Annotated in this window: 20 protein-coding genes and 1 tRNA gene; 9 read left to right on the plus strand and 12 right to left on the minus strand. The window is 60.0% G+C overall.

Going from position 1 to position 24,535, the window contains the following annotated elements:
* Positions 1–17 precede the first annotated feature (17 nt).
* Positions 18–94 (plus strand) — tRNA-Met (locus BUC08_RS04525).
* A gap of 425 nt (positions 95–519) precedes the next feature.
* Here BUC08_RS04525 and BUC08_RS04530 read toward each other — a convergent pair.
* The 12 genes from BUC08_RS04530 to BUC08_RS04585 form a co-directional block, all read right to left on the minus strand.
* The gene (locus BUC08_RS04530; RefSeq protein ID WP_037926967.1) at positions 520–1,815 is read right to left on the minus strand and encodes a sigma-54-dependent transcriptional regulator; all 1,296 of its coding nucleotides are present in this window, start codon (positions 1,813–1,815) and stop codon (positions 520–522) included.
* Positions 1,812–3,605 carry a sensor histidine kinase gene (locus BUC08_RS04535; protein WP_037926965.1) on the minus strand — a complete coding sequence of 598 codons (1,794 nt, stop codon included), beginning with the start codon at positions 3,603–3,605 and terminating at the stop codon, positions 1,812–1,814. Before BUC08_RS04535 ends, BUC08_RS04530 begins: the two co-directional genes overlap by 4 nt.
* A 5-nt stretch (positions 3,606–3,610) precedes the next feature.
* The gene (locus tag BUC08_RS04540; RefSeq protein WP_037926963.1) at positions 3,611–4,003 is read right to left on the minus strand and encodes a DUF1850 domain-containing protein; all 393 of its coding nucleotides are present in this window, start codon (positions 4,001–4,003) and stop codon (positions 3,611–3,613) included.
* Positions 4,000–6,072: a TRAP transporter permease gene (locus BUC08_RS04545; RefSeq protein WP_037926959.1), complete on the minus strand. Its 2,073-nt coding sequence runs from the start codon at positions 6,070–6,072 to the stop codon at positions 4,000–4,002. The genes BUC08_RS04540 and BUC08_RS04545 overlap by 4 nt, the downstream gene beginning before the upstream one ends.
* A gap of 82 nt (positions 6,073–6,154) precedes the next feature.
* Complete coding sequence (locus tag BUC08_RS04550) at positions 6,155–7,111, minus strand: TAXI family TRAP transporter solute-binding subunit (protein ID WP_037926957.1); 957 nt, start codon at positions 7,109–7,111, stop codon at positions 6,155–6,157.
* Between the two features lie 269 nt (positions 7,112–7,380).
* Positions 7,381–8,868 (minus strand): AMP-binding protein, encoded by a 1,488-nt coding sequence (locus BUC08_RS04555; RefSeq protein ID WP_037926955.1) that lies wholly within the window; start codon positions 8,866–8,868, stop codon positions 7,381–7,383.
* 4 nt (positions 8,869–8,872) lie between these two features.
* A complete protein-coding gene (locus BUC08_RS04560; RefSeq protein ID WP_073194157.1) occupies positions 8,873–9,694 on the minus strand; it encodes an enoyl-CoA hydratase in 822 nt (273 codons plus the stop codon).
* Complete coding sequence (locus BUC08_RS04565; protein ID WP_217621169.1) at positions 9,691–10,869, minus strand: CaiB/BaiF CoA transferase family protein; 1,179 nt, start codon at positions 10,867–10,869, stop codon at positions 9,691–9,693. Before BUC08_RS04565 ends, BUC08_RS04560 begins: the two co-directional genes overlap by 4 nt.
* Positions 10,869–11,939, minus strand: coding sequence for an ABC transporter ATP-binding protein (locus BUC08_RS04570; RefSeq protein WP_037926949.1), 1,071 nt, complete (start codon positions 11,937–11,939; stop codon positions 10,869–10,871). Before BUC08_RS04570 ends, BUC08_RS04565 begins: the two co-directional genes overlap by 1 nt.
* Before the next feature lies 1 nt (position 11,940).
* Positions 11,941–13,659: an ABC transporter permease gene (locus BUC08_RS04575; RefSeq protein ID WP_200796196.1), complete on the minus strand. Its 1,719-nt coding sequence runs from the start codon at positions 13,657–13,659 to the stop codon at positions 11,941–11,943.
* A gap of 2 nt (positions 13,660–13,661) precedes the next feature.
* Positions 13,662–14,699 carry an ABC transporter substrate-binding protein gene (locus BUC08_RS04580; protein ID WP_037926947.1) on the minus strand — a complete coding sequence of 346 codons (1,038 nt, stop codon included), beginning with the start codon at positions 14,697–14,699 and terminating at the stop codon, positions 13,662–13,664.
* A 116-nt stretch (positions 14,700–14,815) separates the two neighbouring features.
* On the minus strand, positions 14,816–15,484 hold the full coding sequence (locus BUC08_RS04585; protein ID WP_037926944.1) for a GntR family transcriptional regulator: 669 nt from the start codon (positions 15,482–15,484) through the stop codon (positions 14,816–14,818).
* 134 nt (positions 15,485–15,618) lie between these two features.
* On the opposite strand from BUC08_RS04585, the gene BUC08_RS04590 reads away from it, so the two are divergent.
* From BUC08_RS04590 to BUC08_RS04625, 8 genes are all read left to right on the plus strand, one after another.
* Positions 15,619–16,602: a quinone oxidoreductase family protein gene (locus BUC08_RS04590; protein WP_037926941.1), complete on the plus strand. Its 984-nt coding sequence runs from the start codon at positions 15,619–15,621 to the stop codon at positions 16,600–16,602.
* A gap of 81 nt (positions 16,603–16,683) precedes the next feature.
* Positions 16,684–17,418 (plus strand): enoyl-CoA hydratase-related protein, encoded by a 735-nt coding sequence (locus BUC08_RS04595; protein ID WP_200796197.1) that lies wholly within the window; start codon positions 16,684–16,686, stop codon positions 17,416–17,418.
* The gene (locus tag BUC08_RS04600) at positions 17,418–18,161 is read left to right on the plus strand and encodes a glutathione S-transferase family protein (RefSeq protein ID WP_211254183.1); all 744 of its coding nucleotides are present in this window, start codon (positions 17,418–17,420) and stop codon (positions 18,159–18,161) included. The genes BUC08_RS04595 and BUC08_RS04600 overlap by 1 nt, the downstream gene beginning before the upstream one ends.
* A gap of 205 nt (positions 18,162–18,366) precedes the next feature.
* Entirely contained in the window at positions 18,367–19,557 is a 1,191-nt protein-coding gene (locus BUC08_RS04605; protein WP_051694398.1) for a cytochrome P450, read from the plus strand.
* Between the two features lie 202 nt (positions 19,558–19,759).
* Positions 19,760–21,352 carry a bifunctional 3-(3-hydroxy-phenyl)propionate/3-hydroxycinnamic acid hydroxylase gene (locus tag BUC08_RS04610; RefSeq protein WP_037926935.1) on the plus strand — a complete coding sequence of 531 codons (1,593 nt, stop codon included), beginning with the start codon at positions 19,760–19,762 and terminating at the stop codon, positions 21,350–21,352.
* 78 nt (positions 21,353–21,430) lie between these two features.
* Complete coding sequence (locus BUC08_RS04615; RefSeq protein ID WP_037926933.1) at positions 21,431–21,961, plus strand: TRAP transporter small permease; 531 nt, start codon at positions 21,431–21,433, stop codon at positions 21,959–21,961.
* Positions 21,962–21,988: 27 nt separating this feature from the next.
* Positions 21,989–23,290, plus strand: coding sequence for a TRAP transporter large permease (locus BUC08_RS04620; RefSeq protein ID WP_037926930.1), 1,302 nt, complete (start codon positions 21,989–21,991; stop codon positions 23,288–23,290).
* Between the two features lie 93 nt (positions 23,291–23,383).
* Entirely contained in the window at positions 23,384–24,391 is a 1,008-nt protein-coding gene (locus BUC08_RS04625; RefSeq protein WP_037926925.1) for a TRAP transporter substrate-binding protein, read from the plus strand.
* Positions 24,392–24,535: the final 144 nt, after the last annotated feature.

The raw sequence follows: 24,535 nt of genomic DNA on the forward strand, positions 1-24,535 counted from the left end.
CACCAAAAACCATCTGGCGCGGGATGGAGCAGCCCGGTAGCTCGTCAGGCTCATAACCTGAAGGTCGTAGGTTCAAATCCTACTCCCGCAACCAACACAGACCCAGCCCTCGCATCACGCGGGGGTTTTGTCGTTTCGGGCTCCCCCAACGCCAAAATACCCGCAAGTTCGCCCGAAAGTTCAATGTGATGGCCAGTCGGAGCATCTACCTTGCAAACAGGCAAGTTGAAATTTTGGGATGCAGTGCGTGACGGGATCTTACCTGGTAAGTGCAAACCGCACAAATTTGCATAGTGTACGGAAATTCTCACCAGCTTCGCCGAGCCATGGATCACAGAAGCAAGCGGACCCTGGCACCGACGGTCACTGACGCACAGCCCTCACAGGGAATCCGCAAGTCCTGTGTGACTCATTTCGCTGTGCCCCGTTGTGCCGCGCGCTGAGGGGAATGATCAGGCGGCTCCGATCTCGGAGTGAGCTATATCTCTATCCGGTTCATTTTATTCGGAAATATTCATTTTAGGGTTTAATCCCCTGACGGTTCATCTTCGCATTCAAGGTCCGGCGTGGGATACCCAACTGAGCAGCGGCGCGGGCGGTGTTTCCACGGCATTGGTCAAGGACACGCATAATTTCCAACGCTTCGAAACGCGCCACCCGATCTTTCAACGTGCCGGTCACAGCCAGATCACGGGTGTCCGTGACGCCATCCAGCCCCAGTATTCTTCGATGTGCTGCTTGCCGCAATTGGTGCGCGTTTCCGGGCCAGTCATGGCTTTGCAGTGCCTTTCGCTCGGCGAAGGCTATCTCGGGCACCGGCACTCCATGGCGCGCGGCGGCCTGGGTGAGAAAATGGACGAACAAAATCGGAATATCCGGCGCAATCTGACGCAAGGGGGGCATATGAATTTCGACACCTGCCAAGCGGTAATACAGGTCTTGTCGAAAGGCCCCTTGGGCAATCAATTCTCTCAGGTCTTTGCTGGCCGACGCAACCACCCGCAAATCAACCTCAATGGGCTCCCGTCCTCCAACCGGTTCGATCTGGCGCGATTGAAGCAGGCGCAACAACAGAGGTTGCGATTCAAGCGGCATCACATCGATCTGGTCCAGAAACAGCGTTCCGCCTTCGGCAAGGCCGATGCGTCCCGGCTGCAGGGTGCCGGCCCCATCAATGCGACCGAACAGATCCACATCGATGCCGCTGTTGGGCAGCGCGGCGCAATTGATTGTGACAAATGGCCCGCTGCGGCCGGACTGCATGTGCAGACTGCGCGCGGCCAGTTCCTTGCCGGTTCCGGTTTCCCCTTGCAGGATGACATCGACCGGCAGGCGCGCGATCTCGGTCAGACGTGCACGGACGGCGGCGATTGCGGTGGTTTCCCCGACCAGCTCGGCCCCCTCGACCTTCAGACGCTCGCGCAGCATCCGGACTTCCGCGTGAAGACGCCCGGCGGCCAGGCTGCGCTCTACAACCGTCAAGAGATGGTCGGCGTCATAGGGCTTTTCCAGAAAATCCTGGGCCCCGCGTTGCATCGCACGCACCGCCTGCGTGACGTCGCCGTGTCCGGTCAACAGGATCAGCGGCAGATGGGCAGCAACGGACCGCACCGCTTCCAGCACCCCGATACCGTCAAGACCGGGCATACGCAGGTCGGACAAGATAAGGTCAGGCAAGGCTCCGGCCAGCGTGTCGCGCGCGGCCAGGCCGCCGGACAACGGGATCGGGCGATGCCCCGCTGCCGCAATCAGGTCGCACAATCCCTCGCGGTGATCGTCGTCATCATCGACCACCCAGATGTTGGCCGGGCTCATGCGGCAGACTTTCGATTGCGCAGTTCCGCGCGGGGCAGTGTCACGGTCGCACTTGTGCCCTGACCCGGAGCGGCGTCGTAATGCAGGGTGCCGTGGAAATCCTGCAGGATGGATTGACTGATCGCCACGCCCAGCCCCAACCCCTCACCGTCCTGTTTGTGGCTGAAGAACGGTTCTCCGATTTTGGCGATAGCCTCGGTGTCCAGCCCAACTCCATTATCCTTTACCGTCACAATCACGGCATCTGGCGTAACCTCGCGCGTGACCCTGACCTGACCCGCCGCGCTGGCAACCACCGCATCCAGCGCATTCAGCAGCAGATTGACCAGCACCTGCTCCAACCGCACCATCCCGCCCATCACCGGCGGCGCGTCACCCGGGCAGTCATAGGTCAGTTGCGCACCGATGTCATCGGCACGGTGGCGGACAAGCTCGATGGCGTTTTCGATCACCCGGTCCATGTCGACCGGGGTCAGGGTGCCGGTATCCTTGCGGCTGAAACTCTTGAGGTGCTTAATCGTCCGCAGCATCCGCCGGATATGTCCGCGTGCGGTTTCTATCCGTTTTGCCGTTCCGCGGTGGTCCCGCGTCCCGCCAAGGGCAGCGGCAGCCAGGGTCGCCTCCATCGCGGCAAGCGGTTGGCTGATTTCGTGGACGATGGCGGCGGACATGCGGCCCAATGCGGCCATCTTTTCGGAATGGATCAGCGCGTCCTGGGCGCGGGTCAGCTCCTTTTCCGCCGCGATACGTGTTTCGATCTCGGCAGCCAGTTCGCGTGTCCGCCGCTCCACCTTTTGTTCCAGCAACCGGCTTTGCTGCAACCGCATGCGGATCATCCGCCGACGCTGCAGCAGCGTCTGCACCAGCAGTGCCGCGGCCAGTGTGGTCAGCCCGAGGATCGCCGCCGTTGCCAGCGCCGTCAGCCTTGCGTCGGCAACCGGGTTGGCCTGGATCACCTGCCAGTCGTCTTGTCCCATAGGCAAACGACGCAGCAACAGCGACCGCCCGGCAAGGTCCACAGGCTGTCCATCGGTCAATGACGAGGGCGGCGCGGCCAATAGGGCTTCGGAAGAATCGAAATCGACCCCTTCGTAACTTCGGGTCACTGCGATCTGCGCGCGGGTCCCCGCATCCAAGGCAAACAGAGGCCGATAAAGCCATTCGGGTTGGCCTGACAGGAAAATGATCCCGTCGGCATCGGCAATGGCCGTATCGACCGCGGCCAGCCGCCATGTTGCCTGTAAAGGTGTAAGGTCAATCTTGACCACCAGGACGGCAATATCTCCGCTCTCCAGTTCCACCCGCGACGACAGGAAATATCCCGGTCGTCCGGTTGTCACTCCGATCCCGTAGAACCGCCCGGTGCCCGTCTCAATGGCATCGCGGAAATAGGGCCGGAAGCTGTAATCTATTCCCACGAAAGTGTCCGGCGTGTTCCAGTTGCTGGCGGCGATAGCAATCCCCGACTGGTCCAGCAGGTACAGCTGATCGGCGCCGGACACGGCGGCAATGGTTTCAAGATAACGGTTCGCATCGGCCACCGCTCCGACATTCTGCGGTGCCGTGACCGCCCGACTGATCCGAACGTCCTCTTCCGCCACCTCGGGGAGATAGCGGAACCGGTCGATCTCGGTCTCGATGGATCGACGCGTCAGGGTCAGCGACTGGTCCAGCGTTTTGGCCAAACGTAATATCTCTATCCGATACGCAATGAGGCCGCCAAAGCCCGCGACCAGCAGTGCAAGGCACAGCATGAGAGAGAAGGTGCGTATATGGCTGGTGCGGATCATGGCTTTCAGTCTGGCACGGGTTCGGTACGTTTTACAGCCTCCGTTTTGCAAGGCGCCACCTTGATAGGCGCGGCGCGGTCAGCTCCGATGACCCGGCATTGTCCGTCCGCGCAGAACGTCCAGCCAGCCCCCGTCGCACCCGAGGCCGCCAGCATCAGCGCCGGCACCTCAAGATGGCCGGTGGAAACCCACCAGCCATCCTTCAGAACCGCATCCGGCCCTGGCTCCATACCCGCGCCCGAGCCTTTGAGGCGCGAGCGTTCCAGGGTCAGCATGTGACCGTTGATCCGCCAGTCTTCTTGCCAGGCGACGTGCTCGACCGAATGTGTCCAACTCAGCGTGAAAGACCCCAGCGCCAAGTGCAGCACTGCGGTCCCCACGGTCAGACAGCCGGTCACGCCACAGCCCTGCGCCGCATCACGACCACCCCGCCGACAAAAAGTGCCGACAAGGCAAAGCCGATTTCATCAGTCGCAGGCAAGGCCGCGATCAGCGTTGCCGCCGCGACGATGCCCAGGATGCGCAGGGGCCAGCCCAGCGGACGGCCCAGCCAGCCGATCACCGCAGCGCCCCACATCCCGATGCACAGGACCGTTTTGAACACGATATAGGCGACAGCAGGCCAGTACCCGATCGTCTCCGCCAAAGGCCCGCCCGCCTGCAACATCAACGCAGGCGTATAGACCGCCATGAAGGGAATGACGAAACCTGCGGCGGCAACCTTGATCGCCTCCAGGCTGATCCGCAGTCCGCTTTCCTTGGCAATCGGTGCCGCCGCAAAACAGGCAAGCGCCACGGGCGGCGTCAGATCGGCAAGGATGCCGAAGTAGAACACAAACATGTGGCTGACGATCAACGGCACGCCAAGCTCAAGCAATGCAGGCCCCGCAATTGACGAGGTGATGATGTAGTTGGGGATCGTGGGAATTCCCATGCCCAGCAGGATACAGGTGAACATTGTCAGGATCAGGCTCAGCAACAGGCTGCTTTGTCCAACGGCCACGATGAACTGGCCAAATGTGTTGGCTGCCCCCGTCAGGGTCATCGTACCGATGATGATCCCGACCAGAGCGCAGGCAACCCCAACCGGCAGCGCGGTTTTGGCCCCTTCGGCCAGCGAGTCCCGGCACAGGATCAACGTGTCGCGGCCGCCGCGTGACAGCGCACACCACAGGACAAGCGCCACCAACGCTGCGATCAATACGTTGATGCCAAACTGCAGGAACCCGGCGGCAACCAGCCCCAGACACATCCAGAACACCACGCGCATCGCCCCTGCCGGAAGGTTCAGCACGGCGGAGCCGCCCAAGATTAACAGAACAGTCAGCCCCAGGCCGATGGTCCCGGCAAACAGCGGCGTATAGCCCCCGAACAACAGGTAAACCAGCACACCCAGCGGTACGAGCAGCATCCAGTTTTCCCGGATCGCCTTGCGGGCCGAAGGCAGGTCTTCCTTGCTCAGCCCGCGCAATCCGTGACGCCCGGCCTCAAGGTGAACCATCCAGAAGGCTGATGCGAAATACAGCATCGCAGGGATCAGAGCGGCCTTGACTACTTCGACATAAGCCACGTCCAACGTCTCGGCCATGATGAAGGCAACGGCTCCCATCACTGGCGGCATGATCTGCCCGCCCATCGACGCAGTGGCCTCGACTCCCCCAGCAAAGGCGGGCCGGTAGCCGAATTTCTTCATCAGCGGGATCGTGAACTGACCTGTGGTCACCACGTTGGCCACGCCCGAGCCCGAGATCGTCCCCATCAGCCCCGAGGACACCACCGCAACCTTGGCGGCCCCGCCTTGCCGCTGACCGAACAGACCCAATGCGACATCGGTGAACAGGCGGATCATGCCGGCGCGTTCCAGGAATGATCCGAACAGGATGAACAGGAAAATATAGGTCGAAGACACATAGGTCGGGATGCCGTAAATGCCTTCGGTTCCATAAGCCATGTGGTCGATGACCTGCGAGAAGTCATAGCCGCGGTGGTTCAGCGGTGCCGGAAGATATTCCCCGAACAGGCAATAGGCGAGAAACAGGCCCGCAATCAGCGGCAGGGCAAAGCCCATCATCGTCCAGGCCGCGGCGAACACGACTACCAGTGCCACCACGCCAACAATGATATCCTGTGTCAGCGGCCGTCCGGCGCGCAGGATGAGCGGCTGGTATTCCCACCATTGATACAAGGCGACAGCAACACCGGCCAGGGCAAAGGCCCAGGCCAGAGCGCGCAAGGGGGCAGACATATTGCGGCCATAGGCGATCAGGGGAAAGGCCAGCAATGTGAGAAAACCGACATGCAGCGCACGGGTGACCTGGCTGGACAAATCGACAAGATGTGCGGCGGTGACAATCTGAAAGACCGAGAAGACGACCGCGATCCAGAACAGCAGGCGACCTATGGGGCCTGCGCCGAATGACAACTCATGCCCCTCTTGAGGGCTGGGGGGCGAAACGGGATTGGACATGTGAACACCTGACAAGCGTTGAAAAACCGGATGGGAGCTGCCAGCGGGCCGCTCCCATCCTTTTGACGGCAAACGGGCGTGGTTACTTGAGAATGCCCATCTCGCGGTAATACCGTTCTGCACCGGGATGCAGCGGGATCGGCATACCGTCCAGTGCCTTTGTCATGTCAATCTGCGCCGCAGCGTTGTGCGCAGAGACCAGCGTATCAAGGTTTTCGAACAACTGTTTGGTCATCTGATATGCCAGTTCGTCACTGACATCGTCGTGGGTGACAAGAAAGTTCGAAACAGCAACGGTCGGCACGTCTTCGGTTTGGCCATCATAGGTGCCTGCGGGAATGGTGGCCGCGACATAGGGCGCGCCCAGCTTTTCAGCCACCTCGGCAGGGATCGCGACAACATTGATAGGCAGCGAAGACGCCAGATCGCGGATCGACGCCACGCCAAGGCCTGCAGATTGCAAGGTTCCGTTCAATTGCCGGTTCTTGATCAGCTCGACTGATTCAGCGAAGGGCAGGTATTCAACCTTGCCGAGATCCTCATAGGACATCCCCATGGCGCCAAAAATTGCCCGCGCGTTCAGTTCTGTACCGGATGCAGGCGCGCCCACAGACAGGCTTTTGCCTGCCAGGCCGCTGAATTCGGTAATGCCGCTGTCTGCGGCGGCAACGATCTGAATGTAGTTGGGATAGATCGCGGCGATGCCGCGCAGCTTGTCCAGCTTTTCGGGAAAGCCCGCATCGGCGTTGCCCTCCCAGGCCATCGCGACACTGTCACCAAGCGCAAAGCCCAGTTCACCACGGCCGCTTTGCAGTAGGTTCAGGTTCTCGACGCTGGCCTTTGTGGACTGCACCTGTGTGCGCGCACCTTCGATCTTTTCGCCGTAGATATTGGCCAGACCCGCACCCAACGGGTAATAAACGCCCGAGGTGCCGCCGGTCAGCACGTTGATGAAATCTTGGGCCTGTGCCGCGAAAGGCGCCGTGGCCAATGTCGACGCCAGCGCACAACCGCGAAGCACGGATTTGAGATTGATCATGATTTTTCCTCCCAGAAAAGTTCTGCGGTCCATCGGACCAACGTAGGCGATAGTGGGATTTGCCGCGCTTGGCTGACAAGAAAATGTGCGCAAACACACCGATAATACCTGGCAGTAAATGACCAAGTGGCTGGCCAGAAATGGCCATCGTGTGAACGGGCAGGCAAACTGGGCGTATCACGGAAACGGAATTCGTGATTTTCCAACGATCACGCTTTGCATGCGCGCGACGGGCGACACCAAAGGCAGAAAACTGTGACGACGTCAGTTCAGAGGCGTTTCTGAGCGATCAGGTCACGAAGGTCCTTTTTCATGACTTTTCCCATGGAGTTTCGAGGCAAGTTGTCGATTGTGACAATCTCTTTGGGTAATTTGTACTTTGCCAGAGATCGGGCAAGCACGCTTTTCAATGCAACCGGGTCAACCGCGCCTTTGGTTGTTTCAACGACAATTGCGATCACGCGCTCGCCGAAATCGGGGTCGGGCAGGCCGATCACCGCGCTTTCGTCCACCTCGGGTTGGGCGTCTATGACCGTTTCAATTTCTTTGGGATAGATGTTCAGACCGCCCGAAATAATCAGGTCTTTTGAACGCCCGACGATGGTAACGTATCCGTCTGCGTCGATGTCACCCAAGTCCCCGGTTCGGAAATAACCGTCTGTTGTGAACGCGTCGGCGGTTTTCTCCTTTAGCCCCCAATACCCTTTGAACACATTCGGGCCCTTGACCTGAATCTCTCCCGCCGCGCCCGGTTCAGTGCGTTCAATGCGCAGATCCACACCGGGCAACGGCATGCCAACGGTACCTGGTTTCCGAAGCCCGTTCAGCGGATTGGAGGTGTTCATGGATGTTTCGGTCAGCCCATATCTTTCCAGAATACGGTGGCCCGTGCGATCCTCGAACGCCTGATGCGTATGCGCAAGCAAAGGCGCGCTGCCCGAGATGAACAGGCGCATGTTCCGGCTGGCCTCAGGTGTGAACGCAGGCGATGCCAACAGGCGTGTATAGAACGTGGGAACGCCCATCATCACGGTGCAATCAGGCAAGGCAGAAATCACAAGATCGGGGTCGAATTTGGGAAAATAGACCATGCGCGCGCCCGCCAGAAGGCTGACATTACACGCCACGAACAGCCCGTGGCTGTGATAGACGGGCAGGGCATGCATCAAGGTGTCTGCTGCGGTCATACCCCACAGATCGACAAGGGCGGCCGCGTTCGACAAAAGGTTGTCGTGACTTAGCATTGCCCCCTTGGGGCGGCCGGTCGTGCCCGAAGTATACAGGATCGCGGCCAGATCATCACCTGTGCGCTCTGCCTTGACCGGCAAGGCGTGGGGCCGTGCGGATTGCCAGCTTCCTGTGCCATCTGCGGCCATCGTCACCAAATGGGTCGGCATCTGTGCCATGACATTTTCAAGCTGCGGTGCCCGTGCGGGATCGCAAAACAGGACCGATGCCGCACAATCCTGAATGAAGAAAGCGACTTCCTGATCGGTATAAGAGGTGTTGAGGGGCAGGAAGACCGCGCCTGCGTGCAGACAGGCCGCATAAAGCGCAAGTGCGGTTGGCGACTTTTCCACCTGTGCGGCGACCCGATCACCCGCTTTGACGCCAATCGCGGCAAGGGCTGCGACAAGACTGGCGATGGTGCCTGCAAAATCCTGATGGGACAGGGTTGTGCCATCAGGCAGGTGCAGGAACGTGGTGCCGGATGCCGCGTGCGGTTCAAAGATCGCGTCGTAAAGGTGGTTCGCCATGTCCCTACCGGCCTTTGAAAACGGGTTTGCGCTTTTGCGCAAAGGCGGCTCTGCCTTCGGCATAATCCTCGCTTTGAAAGCAGGCCGATACCGCTGCATCGATATCATCCAGGCCCGCTGGGGCGGCGTGTTCCAGCGCACCGCGAATGGCCATTTTGACGGCCTTCATGGTCAGCGGGGCATTCTGCGCGATTGTGCGAAGATAGCTTTCGGCGGCATCGTCGAACCCTTCAACCGGCAGGATTTCATTGATCAGCCCCATACGCTGCGCCTCTTGCGCGTTGTATTGTTTGGCGGAATAGAAAATCTCGGCTGCATTCGCGGGGCCGACAACATCGACCAGCGTCTTGACCCCGGCGTAGCGATAGCCAAGCCCCAGCTTTGCAGCCGGGATGGCAAAGCGGGTGTCTTCCGCCGCGATACGCAAATCACAGCCCAGGGCGGTGCCCAGGCCGCCACCGACGCACCAGGTGCGTATGACGGCGACTGTGGGCTTTAAAAGCCCCGCGATCGCAGCGCCTGCTGCCTTGCCTGCCGCGTCGTAGGTTGCCACCTGCTCGGGCGTGTTGCGTTTTTCTGCGAATTCGCTGATGTCGGCGCCCGAGATGAACGAAGACGCGCCTTCTCCGCGCAATGCGACGACCCGCACACTTGTATCTTGTTCGAACTGTTTGATGATGCCCGGTATCTGAAGCCACATGTTATAGGTCACCGCATTGCGGCGGCGTGGATTGGAAAAAATCATCCAGCCGATGCCGTCTTTTACGTGTGCGAGGACCTGCGGCGTGTATCCGTCCGCTTCGGCGATGGGTTCGACCGGTGTCATACGACTTTCCTTTCTTTCAGCGCGGCGACTTCGTCGGTCGACAGGCCAAGTTCTTGCAGTATCGCGTCGCTGTGCTGGCCTGCGTCCGGCGTTGCGGAATGCATAACAGGTGTCGCACCGGACAGAACGATCGGTTGGCCCAGCACGCGCTGGGTCCCTCGCTTCGGATGCTCTATTTCAACCACCAAACCAAGTGCTGCAACTTGCGGATCGGCGAAAACGGCATCAATCTTGTTGATCGGCCCACATGGTATCCCCGTCGCTATCAGGGCGTCGGTCAAATCGGCACTGGTGCGGGTGCGGGTGATGTCGAACAGCAGCGCGTTCAGTTCGTCACGATGCTGAAGCCGCAGGCGCGCCGTGGCAAAGCGGGCATCGTCGGCCAGGTCCGTCCGGTCGATTACGGTGCAAAAATCCTGCCACATCCGGTTTCCCGTAACGGCGATGTTCATACTGCCGTCGGATGTGGGATAGACGCCCATCGGCACCGCAGTGGGATGGTTGTTGCCCGCCTGTTCGGGGACCACGCCGTCGATCAGCCAGCGCGCGGCCTGAAAATCCAGCATCGCCACCTGTGCCTGAAGCAGGCTGGACTGTACCCATTGTCCAACGCCTGTGCGTTCTCGGTCGAGCAAGGCCATGAGAATGCCAGTGGCGCAGAACATACCTGCGGTCAGGTCAGCGACAGGAATGCCCACGCGCACCGGGCCTTGCCCCGGCAAGCCTGTGACGGACATCAACCCGCCCATACCCTGCGCGACCTGATCGAAACCCGGGCGCTCCGCATACGGACCGGTCTGGCCAAAGCCGGAGATCGAGCCCAAAACCAGCTTCGGGTTGCGGGCGTGAAGGCTGTCCCAGTCCAGTCCCAGACGCTTTTTCACGTCAGGACGGAAATTTTCGACCAGCACATCGGACTTGTCGACAAGGCGCATCAGGATGTCACGCCCATCGGCGCTTTTGAGGTCCAGCGTCAGGCTGCGCTTGTTGCGATGCAGGTTTTGAAAGTCGGAACTGTCGCGATCTGCATATCCACTGGCGTCGTCGGGGGGTTCGATCTTGATGACATCCGCCCCCCAGTCGGCAAACTGTTTAACGCAAGTTGGGCCGGACCGGATACGGGTCAGGTCAAGAACGCGGAATCTGTCAAGAGGTCCGATCAGATGAGTGGTCATCATGCGCCCTCCACCGGAATGATCCGGCTTTCCTGGATCGAGATCCAGACCGGTGCGTCCATGTCAAAAACCTGTTCCGCTGGTGCCGCCGCACGCAGGCTCATGGCGCGACCCTCCAGCGACAGCCCGTAATCCCAGCGTTCCCCCAGGAAAATCCGCTCGTCGATGCGCGCCGGAAGGTGCAGCACGCCCTCAGCCCGCTCGGGTTTGTCATTGCCCCGCAGGCTGAGTTTCAGGTTTTGAGGTCGGACAGAAGCAAGCACGCCGCCCGACCTGACTTCGGCTGAAGGTACGGAAAACCCCTCGAAGTGCATTTCGCCCGCCTTGGCATGACCTTCGATCAGATTGGTGCGGCCGATAAACTCGGCTGCGAACCGTGTGCGGGGGCGTGCATACAGACGGTAAGGTTCGTCGATCTGCTCGATGCGTCCCGCCTTGATTACGGCGACACGGTCTGAAATCGCCATCGCCTCGGATTGGTCATGGGTGACGTAAACGGTGGTGATGCCAAATTCGACGTGCATCCGTTTGATCTCGGTGCGCATTTCCTCGCGCAGGTTTGCATCGAGGTTCGAAAGCGGCTCATCCAGCAGCATCACCTTGGGCTGCACAGCCACCGCACGGGCCAGCGCCACACGTTGTTGTTGTCCGCCGGACAATTCGGAAGGATAGCGTTCAGCCAGATGGTCAAGCTGCACGACGCCAAGGATCTCCCCGACCCGTTTCTTGATCTGGTCCGCGGGCAGTTTCTTCATGCGCAGGCCAAATCCGACGTTCTGGGCCACTGTCATATTGGGCCAGATCGCGTAGCTTTGAAAAATCATCGACATGTCACGGTTTTCAGGTGCGACGACGCCCTTGGGCGACGAAATTTCGCGACCGTCCAGTTCGATGCGCCCTTGGGTCGGGGTGATGAACCCGGCGATCATGCGCAGCGTCGTGGTCTTGCCGCAGCCGGAAGGTCCCAACAAAGACAGGAACTCTCCGTCTGCGAGTGTCAGCGAGATATTATCGGCTGCGCGGAACCCGCCGTAGTCTTTCACCAGCCCGTCCAGTATCAATTTGGTCATTTCAGTTCCTTCTCAGCATGAAGTCGCGTCCAAGCAAACGCATGCCGATTGCGACGACGGTGGAGGTGACGACAAGCAGCACCACGCCCATGGCGGCCAATGTTTCGTAATCACCCTGTTCGCTCATATCGAGCGTCAGGATGGATATGACCCGGTTCTGGTGGCTGGTCAGGAACATAGCAGTCGACAGCTCGCGAGAGCAGATGACGAACACCAAGATCCAGACGCCCATCAGGGATTTCTTGAGCACCGGAGCAACAACTTCCACCATGGCACGCATCCGCGATCCTCCGTGGATACGCACTGCTTCTTCCAACTCGGGGTTCAGGCTGCGGATGCCTGATGCGCAAGACACAAAGGCGATGGGCAAAAATCGGGTGATAAACGCAAGGATGATGATCAGGCTGGAGCCATAGAGCGAAAAGGGTGGGCCTGCGAAGGCTGCGTAGAAACAGATCGCCAATACGATCCCCGGCACCGCCACAGGTGCGACCGCCAGAAAGGCCAGCGCGGACGCATAGGGGATCAGCTTTCGGATCACCACATAGGCCGTCAGGAATCCAAGGATGGTACAGGCCGTGGCCGATGCCAGCGCAAAGTAAACGGTGTTGAACATCGCTTCGCGCACTGTGGCCTGTTCGAACAGGATGGCACGGTAGTTGTCCAAGGTTAGGTTTGACAGAACCGGCGCCTTGGCCCAGGCGACTTGGAAAGACGTAGATACCAGGATGCCTGCGGGCAATATGACAGCAAGCAATGTCACAGCCACCCCATGCGCAAGGAACACCCATTTCCAACGTCCCACGCGCATTGCGGTGCGCGCACCACCTTTGCCGCTGACAGCCACGTGCCCGCCGCGCAAAAGCAGCCGTTGGGCGCCCAGCAAAACGACCGTAATCAGAACCAGCGGTACGGAAAACGCCATCGCCAGCTCGATTTTCGCGGGATATTCGAAAAAGGTGGTGAGCTGCGTGGTGGCCACGTTGAACCTTGCGGGGATCGCAATCAGCGCGGGCGTGCCATAAAGGGCAATTGTTTCAAGAAACACCAGCATGATCGCCCCCAGGATCGCGGGCAGCGCGAGGGGCAGGGTGATGATCCAGGTTGTGCGCATCGGTCCGGCGCCATGGATCGCGGCAGCCTCCTCCATCTCGGACGAGATGAGGTCGAGCGCAGATGTGGCAAAGATGAAAATCAGCGGAAAGACATTAAGCGCGATGACAAAGGCCAGCCCCCAAAGGCTGAAGATATTCACCAGCGGTTCCTCGATGCCGGTCAGAGACGTCCATATCTGGTTGATCCAGCCCGCATTGGGACCGGCCAGCAGGATCCACCCGATCGCACCCAGGAACGGTGGCATGATGAACGCACCCAACGTGCCGAAGTAGAAAATTGACCGGCCCGGAATATCGGTGCGGGACACGACCCACGCCATCGGCAAGGCCATTGCCACCGACATGATCACGGTGACCACGGCCAGTTGGATGGTGTGCCAATAGGCAATTAAATAGCGGCTGCGACGTGCAACATCGAAAAAGTTCGCGACAGTGAAGCTACCCGTTTTCGGGTCGCTCAAGCTTTCTATAAGCAGTCGGGACATCGGATAGACAACCAGTCCGACCAGAATGGCCGTCAGCAGTCCAAAGATCACCAGCGACCAGTCGAATTTTGGTCTGCGCGCCAAAGGGCGCAGACCATCAACATTTGCGATATCCGTCACTGTCAGATTCCGAACGTGTCACGGAATTTTTCAGCAAGTTCGGGAATGTCGTTCACAATCTGATCAGGCGTTGCCGTGATAACCTTGATCTCGTCCAGTGCGGGAACGCCCGGTTGCAGCGCAATGCCTGCGCGGATGGGCGTGCCGAACTGCTCTGCGATGACTTCGTTGAACTCGGCACCCAACAGGAATTCCGAGAACAACTTGGCGGCGTTGGGGTGGGGCGCATTTGCCAGAATGCCGCTTGGGGACGTGATGATAACCGTCCCATCAGTCGGATACACATTGGCGACGGGATTGCCTTTGGACGCAGCTGCCAACGACGACGCTGCGGGGCCTGCACCAACGATGGTTTCGCCCGAGACGGTTGTGGTGACCACATCAATCGACGACCGGCCGATATAGGGGTTCTGGTCCAGCATCTTTTCAAAGAACTCGTAACCATAAAGTTCTTCCATCTTCACGCCCCAGATGCCGACGTACCCGGAAAACCCGGGGTGCCCGATGGCAACCTTGTCCTTCCACTTGGGGTCCAGCAGGTCCGGCCAGTTCTTCGGGGCATCTGCTTCGGCCACCTCATCGGTGTTGTAGACGATGCACATCGGTCCCGCAGTCGTGACGTGGAACATATCGTCCGCGTCCAGGTTCTGAAATTCGGGGATGACTTCCGTCTTGCGAACCGGCGTGTAGGCCATCAACAGATCACGTGATTTCAGGTCAATTGCGTGCGCGATGCTGGACGTGGTCAGCACGTCGCAGTTGGCAACGCCGGAATCGATGTCTTGGTTCAGCCGCTGGAAGGCCACACCCGCAGTCGAACGCACGACGTTGACTTTTATGCCAGGGAACAACTCGCTGAATTTCTGGCCGACAATCTCGGCGCTTTCCGAAGCCAGCGGCACAACGTACCACGTGATCTCCCCTTCGGATTTGGCAGCCTCGTATAGTGCTTGAATAGCGTCCTGCGCCATGCCCAGCCGTGGTGCCAGCGCAGATGCGGCAAGTCCGGTGACCACAAAGGTTCTTCTGTTAATCGACATCGTATTCCTCCCAGAATTGTTGATGTGAAACGCGGCCCCCGCCAATGGGCGGTGCGACCGTGACACGTTTTGAAATCGTCATTCCGGGCAAAAGAACGTTGTCGATTGACCGGATCTTAGTCGGTGTTCTCGCTCTCCTTCTTGTGGGTCATGGTCGCAACAAGGTCCGCATAGACCCTGCCGCCCGATAGAATGTGATCACGCATCGCGGCCTGTGCTTCTTCGGGGTCGCCCTTCTCAATGGCTTTGACGACGTTGCCATGCTCGACCCACGACCGTTCAACACGAGACCGTTGGTAAAGGCTGGACGTGTGATAGTACGCAAGGCGGCTGCGGGTCTGCCGGATCAGGTCCGCGATGTAAGTGTTGCGCGCGCCCTTGTAGATAAGACCGTGAAACCGTCCGTTACATTCGATATAGCTTTTGCTGTCGTGGCTGTGCGCTGCGGCTTCACTTTCTGCGTGAACCGCGATCAATGCATCCAACTCTTCCTGCCGGATGCGCTGGGCGGCCAGCGCGGCAGCTTCCGACTCCAGGCAGGCCAGGGTTTCCAACATCGCAACGGCTTCGTCTGCGCTCAGTTCGCTGACAACGGCACCGTGACGCGGTCGCATCTGTACAAGACCGGTCGCCGCGAGTTGCATGATGGCTTCGCGCGCAGGTGTGCGGGACACCTGAAATCTTTCAGAGAGCATTTTTTCGTCGATCAGGTCACCAGGGCGTAGCTTCCCACGGCTGATTTCCTTTTCGATTAGTCCTCTGACGGTATCGCTGGCACGTGCCATAAGATTCTCTCCTTGGCTTTAATGTATACTTATATTCTTTGTGCGTATGCAATATAAAACTTTACGCGTACGCATTGCCGCTATATTACCAAGAAACTTTCGCCCGATTCAATATCTTGCACAGGAATAACCTCATGAAGACACAGGCTGTACGTATACACAGACATGGCGGACCCGAGGTGATTCAGCTGGACGAAATAGACTTGCCCGAACCGGCAGCCGGGCATGTTCGCATCAGGAACACCTGCATCGGCGTCAACTACGCTGATATCTACGAGCGCGAGGGGGATCACGGGGGGCCGCATTCGGCCAAGGACCTGCCGATTACGATGGGGCATATGGCAGTGGGCGTCGTTGATGCCGTGGGCAAGGATGTGACCAGCCATACCATTGGCGCGCGTGTGGGTTATATCGGGCCGAACAGCTATGCCACGTTAACGAACATGCCCGCGGCAAGGCTCTTCAGCTTGCCCGACGCGGTGACGGACGATGTCGCGGGTGGCTATCTGTTGCGTGGCCTGACCGCTGAATACCTTTTGCGGCGCCTTTACAGGGTCGGGCCGGGGACGACGGCGCTGGTCCATGCGGCGGCGGGGGGCATGGGGCTTATCCTTGGGGAATGGGGCCGTCTGTTGGGCGCGCGCATGATCGGAACAGTCAGCAGCGAAGCCAAGGCGGAAGTTGCCCGCGCGCATGGCTATGATGCGATCATTAACTATTCATCCGAAGACTTTGTCGCGCGCACCCTGCAAGAGACCGATGGCAAGGGTGCAGACGTTATATACGACGGCGTTGGAAAAATGGCCTTCTTGAAGTCGCTGGACTGTGTCCGCCCCCGTGGCCTGGTCGTCAGCTACGGCACCGCATCAGGGAATGTCGGTGAGTTCGATTTGCAGCGCCTGCATTCAAAATCCATTATCGTGACCCGTCCGACGCTGCGCAGTTGGATTGCAGAGCCGGATGAGGCTGCCGCGGCATCGAAGGCGCTGTTCGACGTGCTGTCAGGTGGACAGATACAAACGCCTCTCGGTGCCCGGTTTCCGCTTGCGAAAGCCGCAGAGGCGCACCGCCAGCTCGAAAGCCGAAGCGTCACCGCGCCCATCGTACTTATCCCATGAGGTTTCACCATGACTGACCTGAGCTTCCCACCTGACTGGGCACCTGACACCACCTTTGCGGACGGTCGCATCGGCTTGACTGTGCGCGATGGCATCGCCGTTCTTGCCGTGCAGATCCCACAAAAGATGAATGCACTGGATGTCCATGCAACGCGTGGGATGGTTGAGGCACTCGAGGCCGCACAGGACCAGGCCCGGGTTTTGCTGTTCACCGGTACGGGGGGCAAAGCGTTCATCTCCGGTGCAGACATCGGTGGATTTGACGATGATAAACAGCAAGGCAGCAGCTTCCTGGAGCGGCAGAAAATTCTGGCCGACTATCCGCTTCCCACCATCGCGGTCATTCGCGGCTATTGCATTGGTGGCGGGCTGATGACAGCGCTGAACTGTGATTTCCGGCTTGCTGGAACGGATGCGACATTTGGCATTCCGGCTGCAAAGCTCGGCATCTCCTACGGTTTTGACGGGCTTTCCCGTCTGGTCCAGGTGGCCGGTCCCGCACGCACCCGCTATTTGCTCTACACAGGCGACAGGGTGGACGCGCAGACGGCCCTGACGTGGGGGCTGATCGAGCAGATCCACGACACGGGCGTGCTTTGGGATGAAGCGATGACGCTTGCACGCCACATCGCCGGAAACGCCCCGCTTTCCATTCGCGCGACGAAAGAAACCGTGGCCCAGATCACCCGCGATCCTGCTGACCGGGACATGCAGGCCATTGTCGATCTTTCGATGCTTTGCCAGCAAAGTTCGGATTTTCGCGAGGGGCGTGATGCGTTTCGTGAAAAGCGTAAACCTGCATTCACGGGTGAATGATGGGACTGGTCCTGTATCACGCCTGGAAATCCAGCGCCTCGCGCCGAGTCCGTTTCTTCCTTGAAGAAAAGGGACTCGATTATGTTGCACATGAAATCGACCTGTCACGACAGGAACAACACCAACCGGCCTTCTTGAAGGTAAACCCCTTGGGCGTCGTTCCCGCGCTGATCCACGATGGCCGCGCGTTGCACGAAAGCGGGACGATATGTGAATACCTCGAAGCTGTGTGCCCCGAACCGCAGTTGTGCCCGACCGATCCCTATGACCTTGCGCAAATGCGGAACTGGGTGCGGTATGTCGACGGTCTGATTGGAAACCTGATACGGTTCAACTGGCGATACACGATCCAGGATCGCGCGGCGAAACTGTCGGAAAGCGAACTTCAGGCGTTGCTGGAAAAAATCCCCAGCGCGGAACGGCGCGAGGCCTGGCTGAGAGTGGCCCGTAACCCCTACACTGCAGAAGAACTGGATGAAGCACGGGACAATTTGGTCGCGATGCTTGACCGGATGGAAGAGATGATGGTGGACGGCTGGCTTGTCCGAGGTGGCTTTTCTCTCGCTGACATTGCTGTGGCACCCTTTGTGAAACGGATCAGCGAAGAGATTGCCCCTGACGAGCTGCTGCAAGAAAAACGCCCCAAGGTGACGGACTGGTGGGCGCGGCTGCAATCCCGGCCAGCTTACATCAGGGCCAGATTCGACCCGTTTCTAAGCGTTGAGCCTGACCCCTCTCAATAGGCGTTCGCGGCCAGCTGCTGGATCGGGAAAGATGCCGGCCAACCTGGGTCTGGGGATAAAGCCCCGGTTTAGAGCTCGGATGCGACTCCTGGCTTGTGTTTGCTGCCTTCAAAGGTGCCAGAGCTGTCCGGCAGCTGGACACGCGCACATCTGACCTTTCCAGATCAAGTCTGATTTCAGCATCGTTTATCCAGGAGGAGCTGCCATGCTGGATCAACATAACCACCGACGTGCTGAATATGATGTCGATCTGTATTCCGACGACGCGATCCTTGATCCTTATGATCACTATCGGGAAATTCGCGATCGTGGGCCGGCGGTCTGGTTGCCGTGTCACGATCTTTGGGCCATCGGGCGGCATGCGGACGTGCGGGCGGCACTGGCAGCGCATGACGTGCTGATTTCCGGCCGGGGCGTCGCCGCCAACGACGAGGTCAACAAGATTGCCAACAACAACATCCTTGCCACCGATGAACCGGCACACGGCAAGTTGCGCAAGGTCATCGCGGCACCTGTAATGCCGCGCGGTCTGGCTGCGGTGAAAGAGCGTATCGTCGTCACGGCGCAGGAGATGATTGATCGACTGGTCGAGCAGGGCACTTTTGACGGCATGCGCGATCTCGCTCAGACTTTGCCGCTGACCGTTGTTTCGGAACTGCTTGGCCTGCCGGAGTCGGGAAGGCAGAACATGCTTCGTTGGGCCGCCGCCTCCTTCGACGCGCTTGGCGGAGCCAACGACAGGCGCGACGCGGCCTTTCCAACGATCCTCGAGCTGCGGGAGTTCTGCAACAACGGGGCCACGCGCGACGCGGTGAAGCCCGGCAGTTGGGTGGCCGGGCTTTATGAAGCCGCGGATGCCGGTCTGATCGACGCGGACCTCGTGCCTCAGTTCACCCGTGATTACATCGCACCCAGCCTCGACACGACGATCTTTGCCACCGGCCACCTGATGTACCACCTGGGGCAGAATCCGGATCAATGGGACACGTTGCGCGAAAATCCCCGCCTGATCGGCAATGCAATCAACGAAGCGATCCGGATTGAGGCGCCGATCCGAGGTTTCACGCGCTACGCGGCCGCGGACTATGACGTCGACGGGACCTCCATCCCAAAGGGCGACCGGGTGATTGTTCTCTTCGCCTCTGCCAACCGGGACGAACGGCATTGGGATCAGCCCGACCGGTTCGACCTGCACCGCGTGGTGACCGATCATGTCGGCTTCGGCTTTGGTGTGCATCAATGCATGGGGATGCAGCTTGCCCGGCTTGAAATGCGCTCCATCCTCGAGGCGATGATTGAGCGTGTCGCACGGATCGAGACCGGTGCGCCGGTGTTCGAGGTCAATAACGTCCTGCGCGGATACCGGCAGTTGCCGATGACGTTTCATGCGGCGTGATGCCATCGCGATTGCGCTATTCGATGACCGCGGACGCTGAAAGGCCGTGCCCATGCTGATGTTCTTTCACTCTCAGGACGGTTTCTTGGACGGCATCCCCTGTCCGCCCAGCGAACAGCTTCTGACCGTCCGTGGACCGACGCCTCGGGAATGGCTGAAAAGACCCTCGTCGCGTTCCACGAACAATACGAAAGGTTAAGAGATGTCACATTTCCCGAGCGAGGTTCCGGTGGTGATTGTCGGTGCCGGTCCGACCGGACTGACGGCTGCGAACCTGCTGGCGACATATGGCGTCGATTGCCTGCTGCTGGAACGCGATGCCGGGCCGATGAACCTGCCACGGGCCATCGTGATCGACGACGAAGGGGCGCGCACCTTGCAAGTCTTTGGACTTGATCGCAGCTATCTCTCCGATCCGATGGAGGGAAAAGGATCACGCTATTACGACGACGACGGTCAGTGCTTTGCCGAGACGGGGCAGGGGCCGCGCAACTTTGGCTTTGCCAAGCGGAACTTCATCTTCCAACCCGAGCTTGAGGCGGCGTTGCGCGCGCGGCTGGAGGATCAGGCGCCCGCCGCGCTTTGCTTTGATGCAGAGGTGACCGCGATTGAGCAGACCGAGGGGCACGCGACAGTGGCCGTGGCCGGTCCCGACGGTCAGGTCCACCACATTCGCACCCAGTGGGTTCTGGCCTGCGACGGCGGACGCAGTCCGATACGCGAAACCCTTGGCATCCCGATGTCGGGAAACACATATGAAGAAGACTGGATCGTTGTCGATACGGTGAACGATCCCGACGACACGCTGTTTTCCAAGTTCTTCTGCAGCGATGTGCGTCCCACGGTCAGCGTACCCGCGCCGAATGGCGGCAGGCGCTACGAGTTCATGCTCTTGCCGGGTGAAACGCGTGAACAGGTGCTGGCAGACGATTTTCTGGAAACCCTGATGACGCCGCTGCGCCCGTGGCGTCCGGCAGACATACTACGGCGTACGGTCTATACTTTTCATGCCCGCATGGCCGAGCGGTTTCGCGACGGGCGTATCCTGCTGCTGGGGGACGCCGCGCACCTGACGCCACCCTTTGCCGGGCAGGGGATGAATGCCGGGCTGCGCGATGCCCACAACGTGGCGTGGAAGCTGGCCTGTATGGTCCGGGGAGGCGCCGGTGACGTGCTGGACAGCTATTCGGACGAGCGTCGCAAACCCGCTTGGGACATGATCCAGCTGGCGGTCGCCATGGGCAGCATCGTGATGCCTGCGGGGCGTGACCAGGTGATGTTTCGCGATTTGCTTCTGAAGGCGCTTGAGCCTTTTCCGAACGTCCGCGATTACCTGATCCACATGCGGTTCAAGCCCAAGCCACGCTATGAAACGGGGCTGTTTCTGGGATTGGAAGCGCCGGACCTCGATGCCTCGCTGGTGGGCGAGATGATCCCGCAACCGTTGCTTGCCGCTGGGGGGCGGCTGGACGACAGGCTTGGGCAGGGGTTTGCGTTGATCGCGCAGGATGCAGCGGGTGCGGCGGCGCTTGAGACCATCAAGGACGACAGTTTTCTGGGCCTGCCGCTGGCAAAGGTACAACTCGACACAACTGGCGCTGGTGTCGGTCTGGCGCTGGCCGATCCGGTTGTCGCCCGGCCCTTGCGCACGCATCGCGACCAGGTGTTGCTGGTGCGGCCCGACCGGTATTGTGCCGCAGCCTGTGCCCCGGTCGCTGTCGACAAGATGCTTGCGGCCTACGCGGCGCAGTTTGCCGGCGCGCAGCGGGTGGACAAGGTTCGCGTACCTGTCTGAGCCGAGCGTACCGCAAAATGAACCTTCAAAGCGCGGAGGGAGATCGCGCCAGAGAAGAGAGATTAGGGAGGAGATCATATGACTTGGGTTTGGAAACGGTCATTGGGGCTGGCGCGTGCGCTGGCTCTCGTGGGCTTTACCGGTCTGCTGATACTGGCACTGATGACCTCGCTGGACGTTTTGCTGCGCTGGCTGTTCAAGGCCCCGCTGCAGGGTGTGAACGACGTCAGCTCCGTCGTCATGGCGGTGGTGATTGCCGCCTGCATCCCCGCCAACCTCGCGATGAAACAGAACATCCGGGTCGAGGTCTTCGGCGCAATTGGCGGGCGCATGGTGCACAAGATCCTGGAAGTCCTGTCGAGCAGCCTCACGCTGGTCTTCATCCTGTTGATCGCCTGGCAATTTGTTCCCTTCGCGGCCTCGCTCAAGGCGGGCGGAGACAGGACGTGGGTGCTGGGCTGGCCGGTCTGGCCGTGGTGGAGCGTGGCCGCCGTGATGATGTGGCTGGCCGCTTTTGTGCAAGCCATGGTTCTTGTCATCGACCTCATCGCCCTTTTTCACCGGACCGACGATCCGCTGCCGCATGACGATACGACGTCCGCAGCGTGACCGACCCCAGTATTTTGAAAGACTGACATGGACCCTCTGATTCTCGCCCTTCTGGGCTTTTGCGCCATGATGCTGCTGATCGCACTGCATGTGCCAATCGGCATCTCAATGGCGCTTGTCGGTGTCACGGGCTTTGCCCAGGTCGTGGGTTGGGGGCCGGCACTGTCGCTCATGGCCAGCGAACCTGCCTCGGCGATGAGCTCGCTTGACCTTGCTGTTATTCCCCTCTTCATGCTGATGGGCAGCCTCGCCGCCGCCGGAGGTCTGGCGACGGATGTCTACGATATGGCGGGGGCGCTGTTCGGGCACCGGCGGGGCGGGCTGGCAACCACGACGATTGTCGCAAGCGCAGGCTTCGGGGCGATCTGCGGTTCGGGTGTTGCGACGACAGCGACTTTCGGTCGGGTCGCGATGCCCGAGATGCTGTCGCGCAACTATCGGCCCAGCCTTGCCTCCGGTGCCATCGCGGCGGGCGGAACACTTGGCATTATCGTGCCGCCCTCGGCCATGATGATCCTTTACGCGGTCTTGACCGAACAATCGGTGCTGGAGCTGTTCAGCGCCGCGATCATTCCTGCCATGCTCGCCGTGGTGTTCTACGCGGTTGCGGTACAGGTCACGGTCTGGCGCGATCCCGAAGCCGCCCCAAGGTCGGAAAAGCTGCCGTTGCCAGCCAGGCTTGCGGCCATTGGTCGGGCCTGGGGGGTGATCCTGTTGGCCGTGGTGGTTCTGGGTGGGATCTATTCGGGCATTTTCACCGTCAACGAGGCGGCGGCCATCGGTGTCGTCATCGCTTTCTTCTTCGCGTTGATGCGCAAACGGCTCGACCGGGCGACGTTCCTGAGGGTGATGGCCGAGGCCAGCGGATCGACGGCGATGATCTACCTGATGGTCTTCGGCGCGACGATCTTTTCCTACTTTGTCTCGGTGACCGGCGGCGCACAGTTCATCGTGTCGCTGATCTCAGAAAACTCCATTTCACCGGTCGCCGTGATCTTCGGCATCCTGCTGCTCTACATCTTCCTTGGCGCGTTTTTCGACGAGGTCGCGGCGATGGTCATCACGTTGCCTTTCGTGATCCCGGTGATCCAGGGCTTCGGCTATGACCTGGTCTGGTGGGGGATCATCAACGTCGTGGTGATCGGCATCGGCATGATCACACCGCCGATCGGGATCAACGTGATGCTGCTGAATTCCATGTATCGCGACATCCGCATTACCACGATCTACCGCGGTATCGTGCCGTTCCTTTTGGCAGACCTCGTGCGGTTGGTCGTGCTGGTGCTGTTTCCGCCACTCACGCTCTGGCTGCCTTCTGTCCTCGGATGACACCCTGTCCAACAGCTGGACAGTTTCGCCTGAACCGTCGCCCGCGCAACGGGTTGGGGACATCGTGAAGGATATAAAACCAGGGAGGAAACCATGAAACTCATCAACATCGCTATGGCGGCCGCGATTGCGGTCGGGCTGGCGGTCCCGGCCCGTGCCGAAGTGCTGCGGTTCTCAAGCTTTGAGCCACCGGTGGCGCATATCACCAAGAATATTCTTACGGCCTGGGCCGCGGATGTATCCGCTGCCTCTGACGGGGAGTTGGATGTCCAGATGTTCCCCGGCGGGACACTGGGGCGGAACCCGGCGCAGCAGCTCAAGCTGGTCGAGGACGGGGTGGCGGATATCGCTTGGGTGATCCCCGGCTATACGCCCGGTCGCTTCAACGAGGGAACGGTGGCCGAGCTGCCTTTCCTTGTGAAGAATGCAACATCGGGATCGGCCGCAATGTGGGCGCTGGTCACGTCCGGCTTGCTCAAGGGCGATTACGAAAGCTTCAAACTGATCGGGGTCATGTCATCGTCGCCAAATGGTCTGGCGAGCACCGTGGACATGCGCGAACCGTCAGAACTGAAAGGTCAGAATATCCGCGCACCGGGTCCGACCATGCTGTCCGCCATCAAGTCGCTCGACGCGGTGCCGGTCGGGGGCATTACGGGTCCGACGATGGCCGAAAGCCTCAGTCGCGGGTTGATTACCGGAACTTTCACACAGTGGGGCGCGGTAGAGACCTTCAGCGCTGGCGGTGTCGTGAGCCACTTTCTCGAATTGCCTCTCGGGGCGACGCCGATGCTGATCCTCATGAACAAGGCCAAATACGATAGCCTGTCGGACAAGGCGAAGGCCGCTATCGATGCGCATTCCGGCGCGGCGTTTTCGGACCGCTTTGGCCGATCCTTCGACGCATACCTTTCCGAGGCGAAAGGCCGCATCCTGGCCGCGAACGAGATTACGGTCATTGATCCGGATGAGGCGCTGACCGAGAAATGGCAGGAGGCGATGTCGGTCGCGACACAGGACTGGATCGCGCAGACCGAGAACGGCCAGGCCATCTATGACGCCTTCAAGGCCGAGCTTGAGAAGGCCGAAGCTGTGAACTGAAACCTGTGCGCGACGCGGCGGCTTCCCGCGCGTCGCGCCCTTTGCTCAGGGTGCGTCATGGCTGGCGATACGGCGGATATGATCTGCGAAGGACACCCGGAATGGACCACCTGCGGTCCGATGCCCGTCACTGGCGCGCTGGTG

This window comes from Pseudosulfitobacter pseudonitzschiae, from assembly GCF_900129395.1.
Lineage (GTDB): Bacteria > Pseudomonadota > Alphaproteobacteria > Rhodobacterales > Rhodobacteraceae > Pseudosulfitobacter > Pseudosulfitobacter pseudonitzschiae.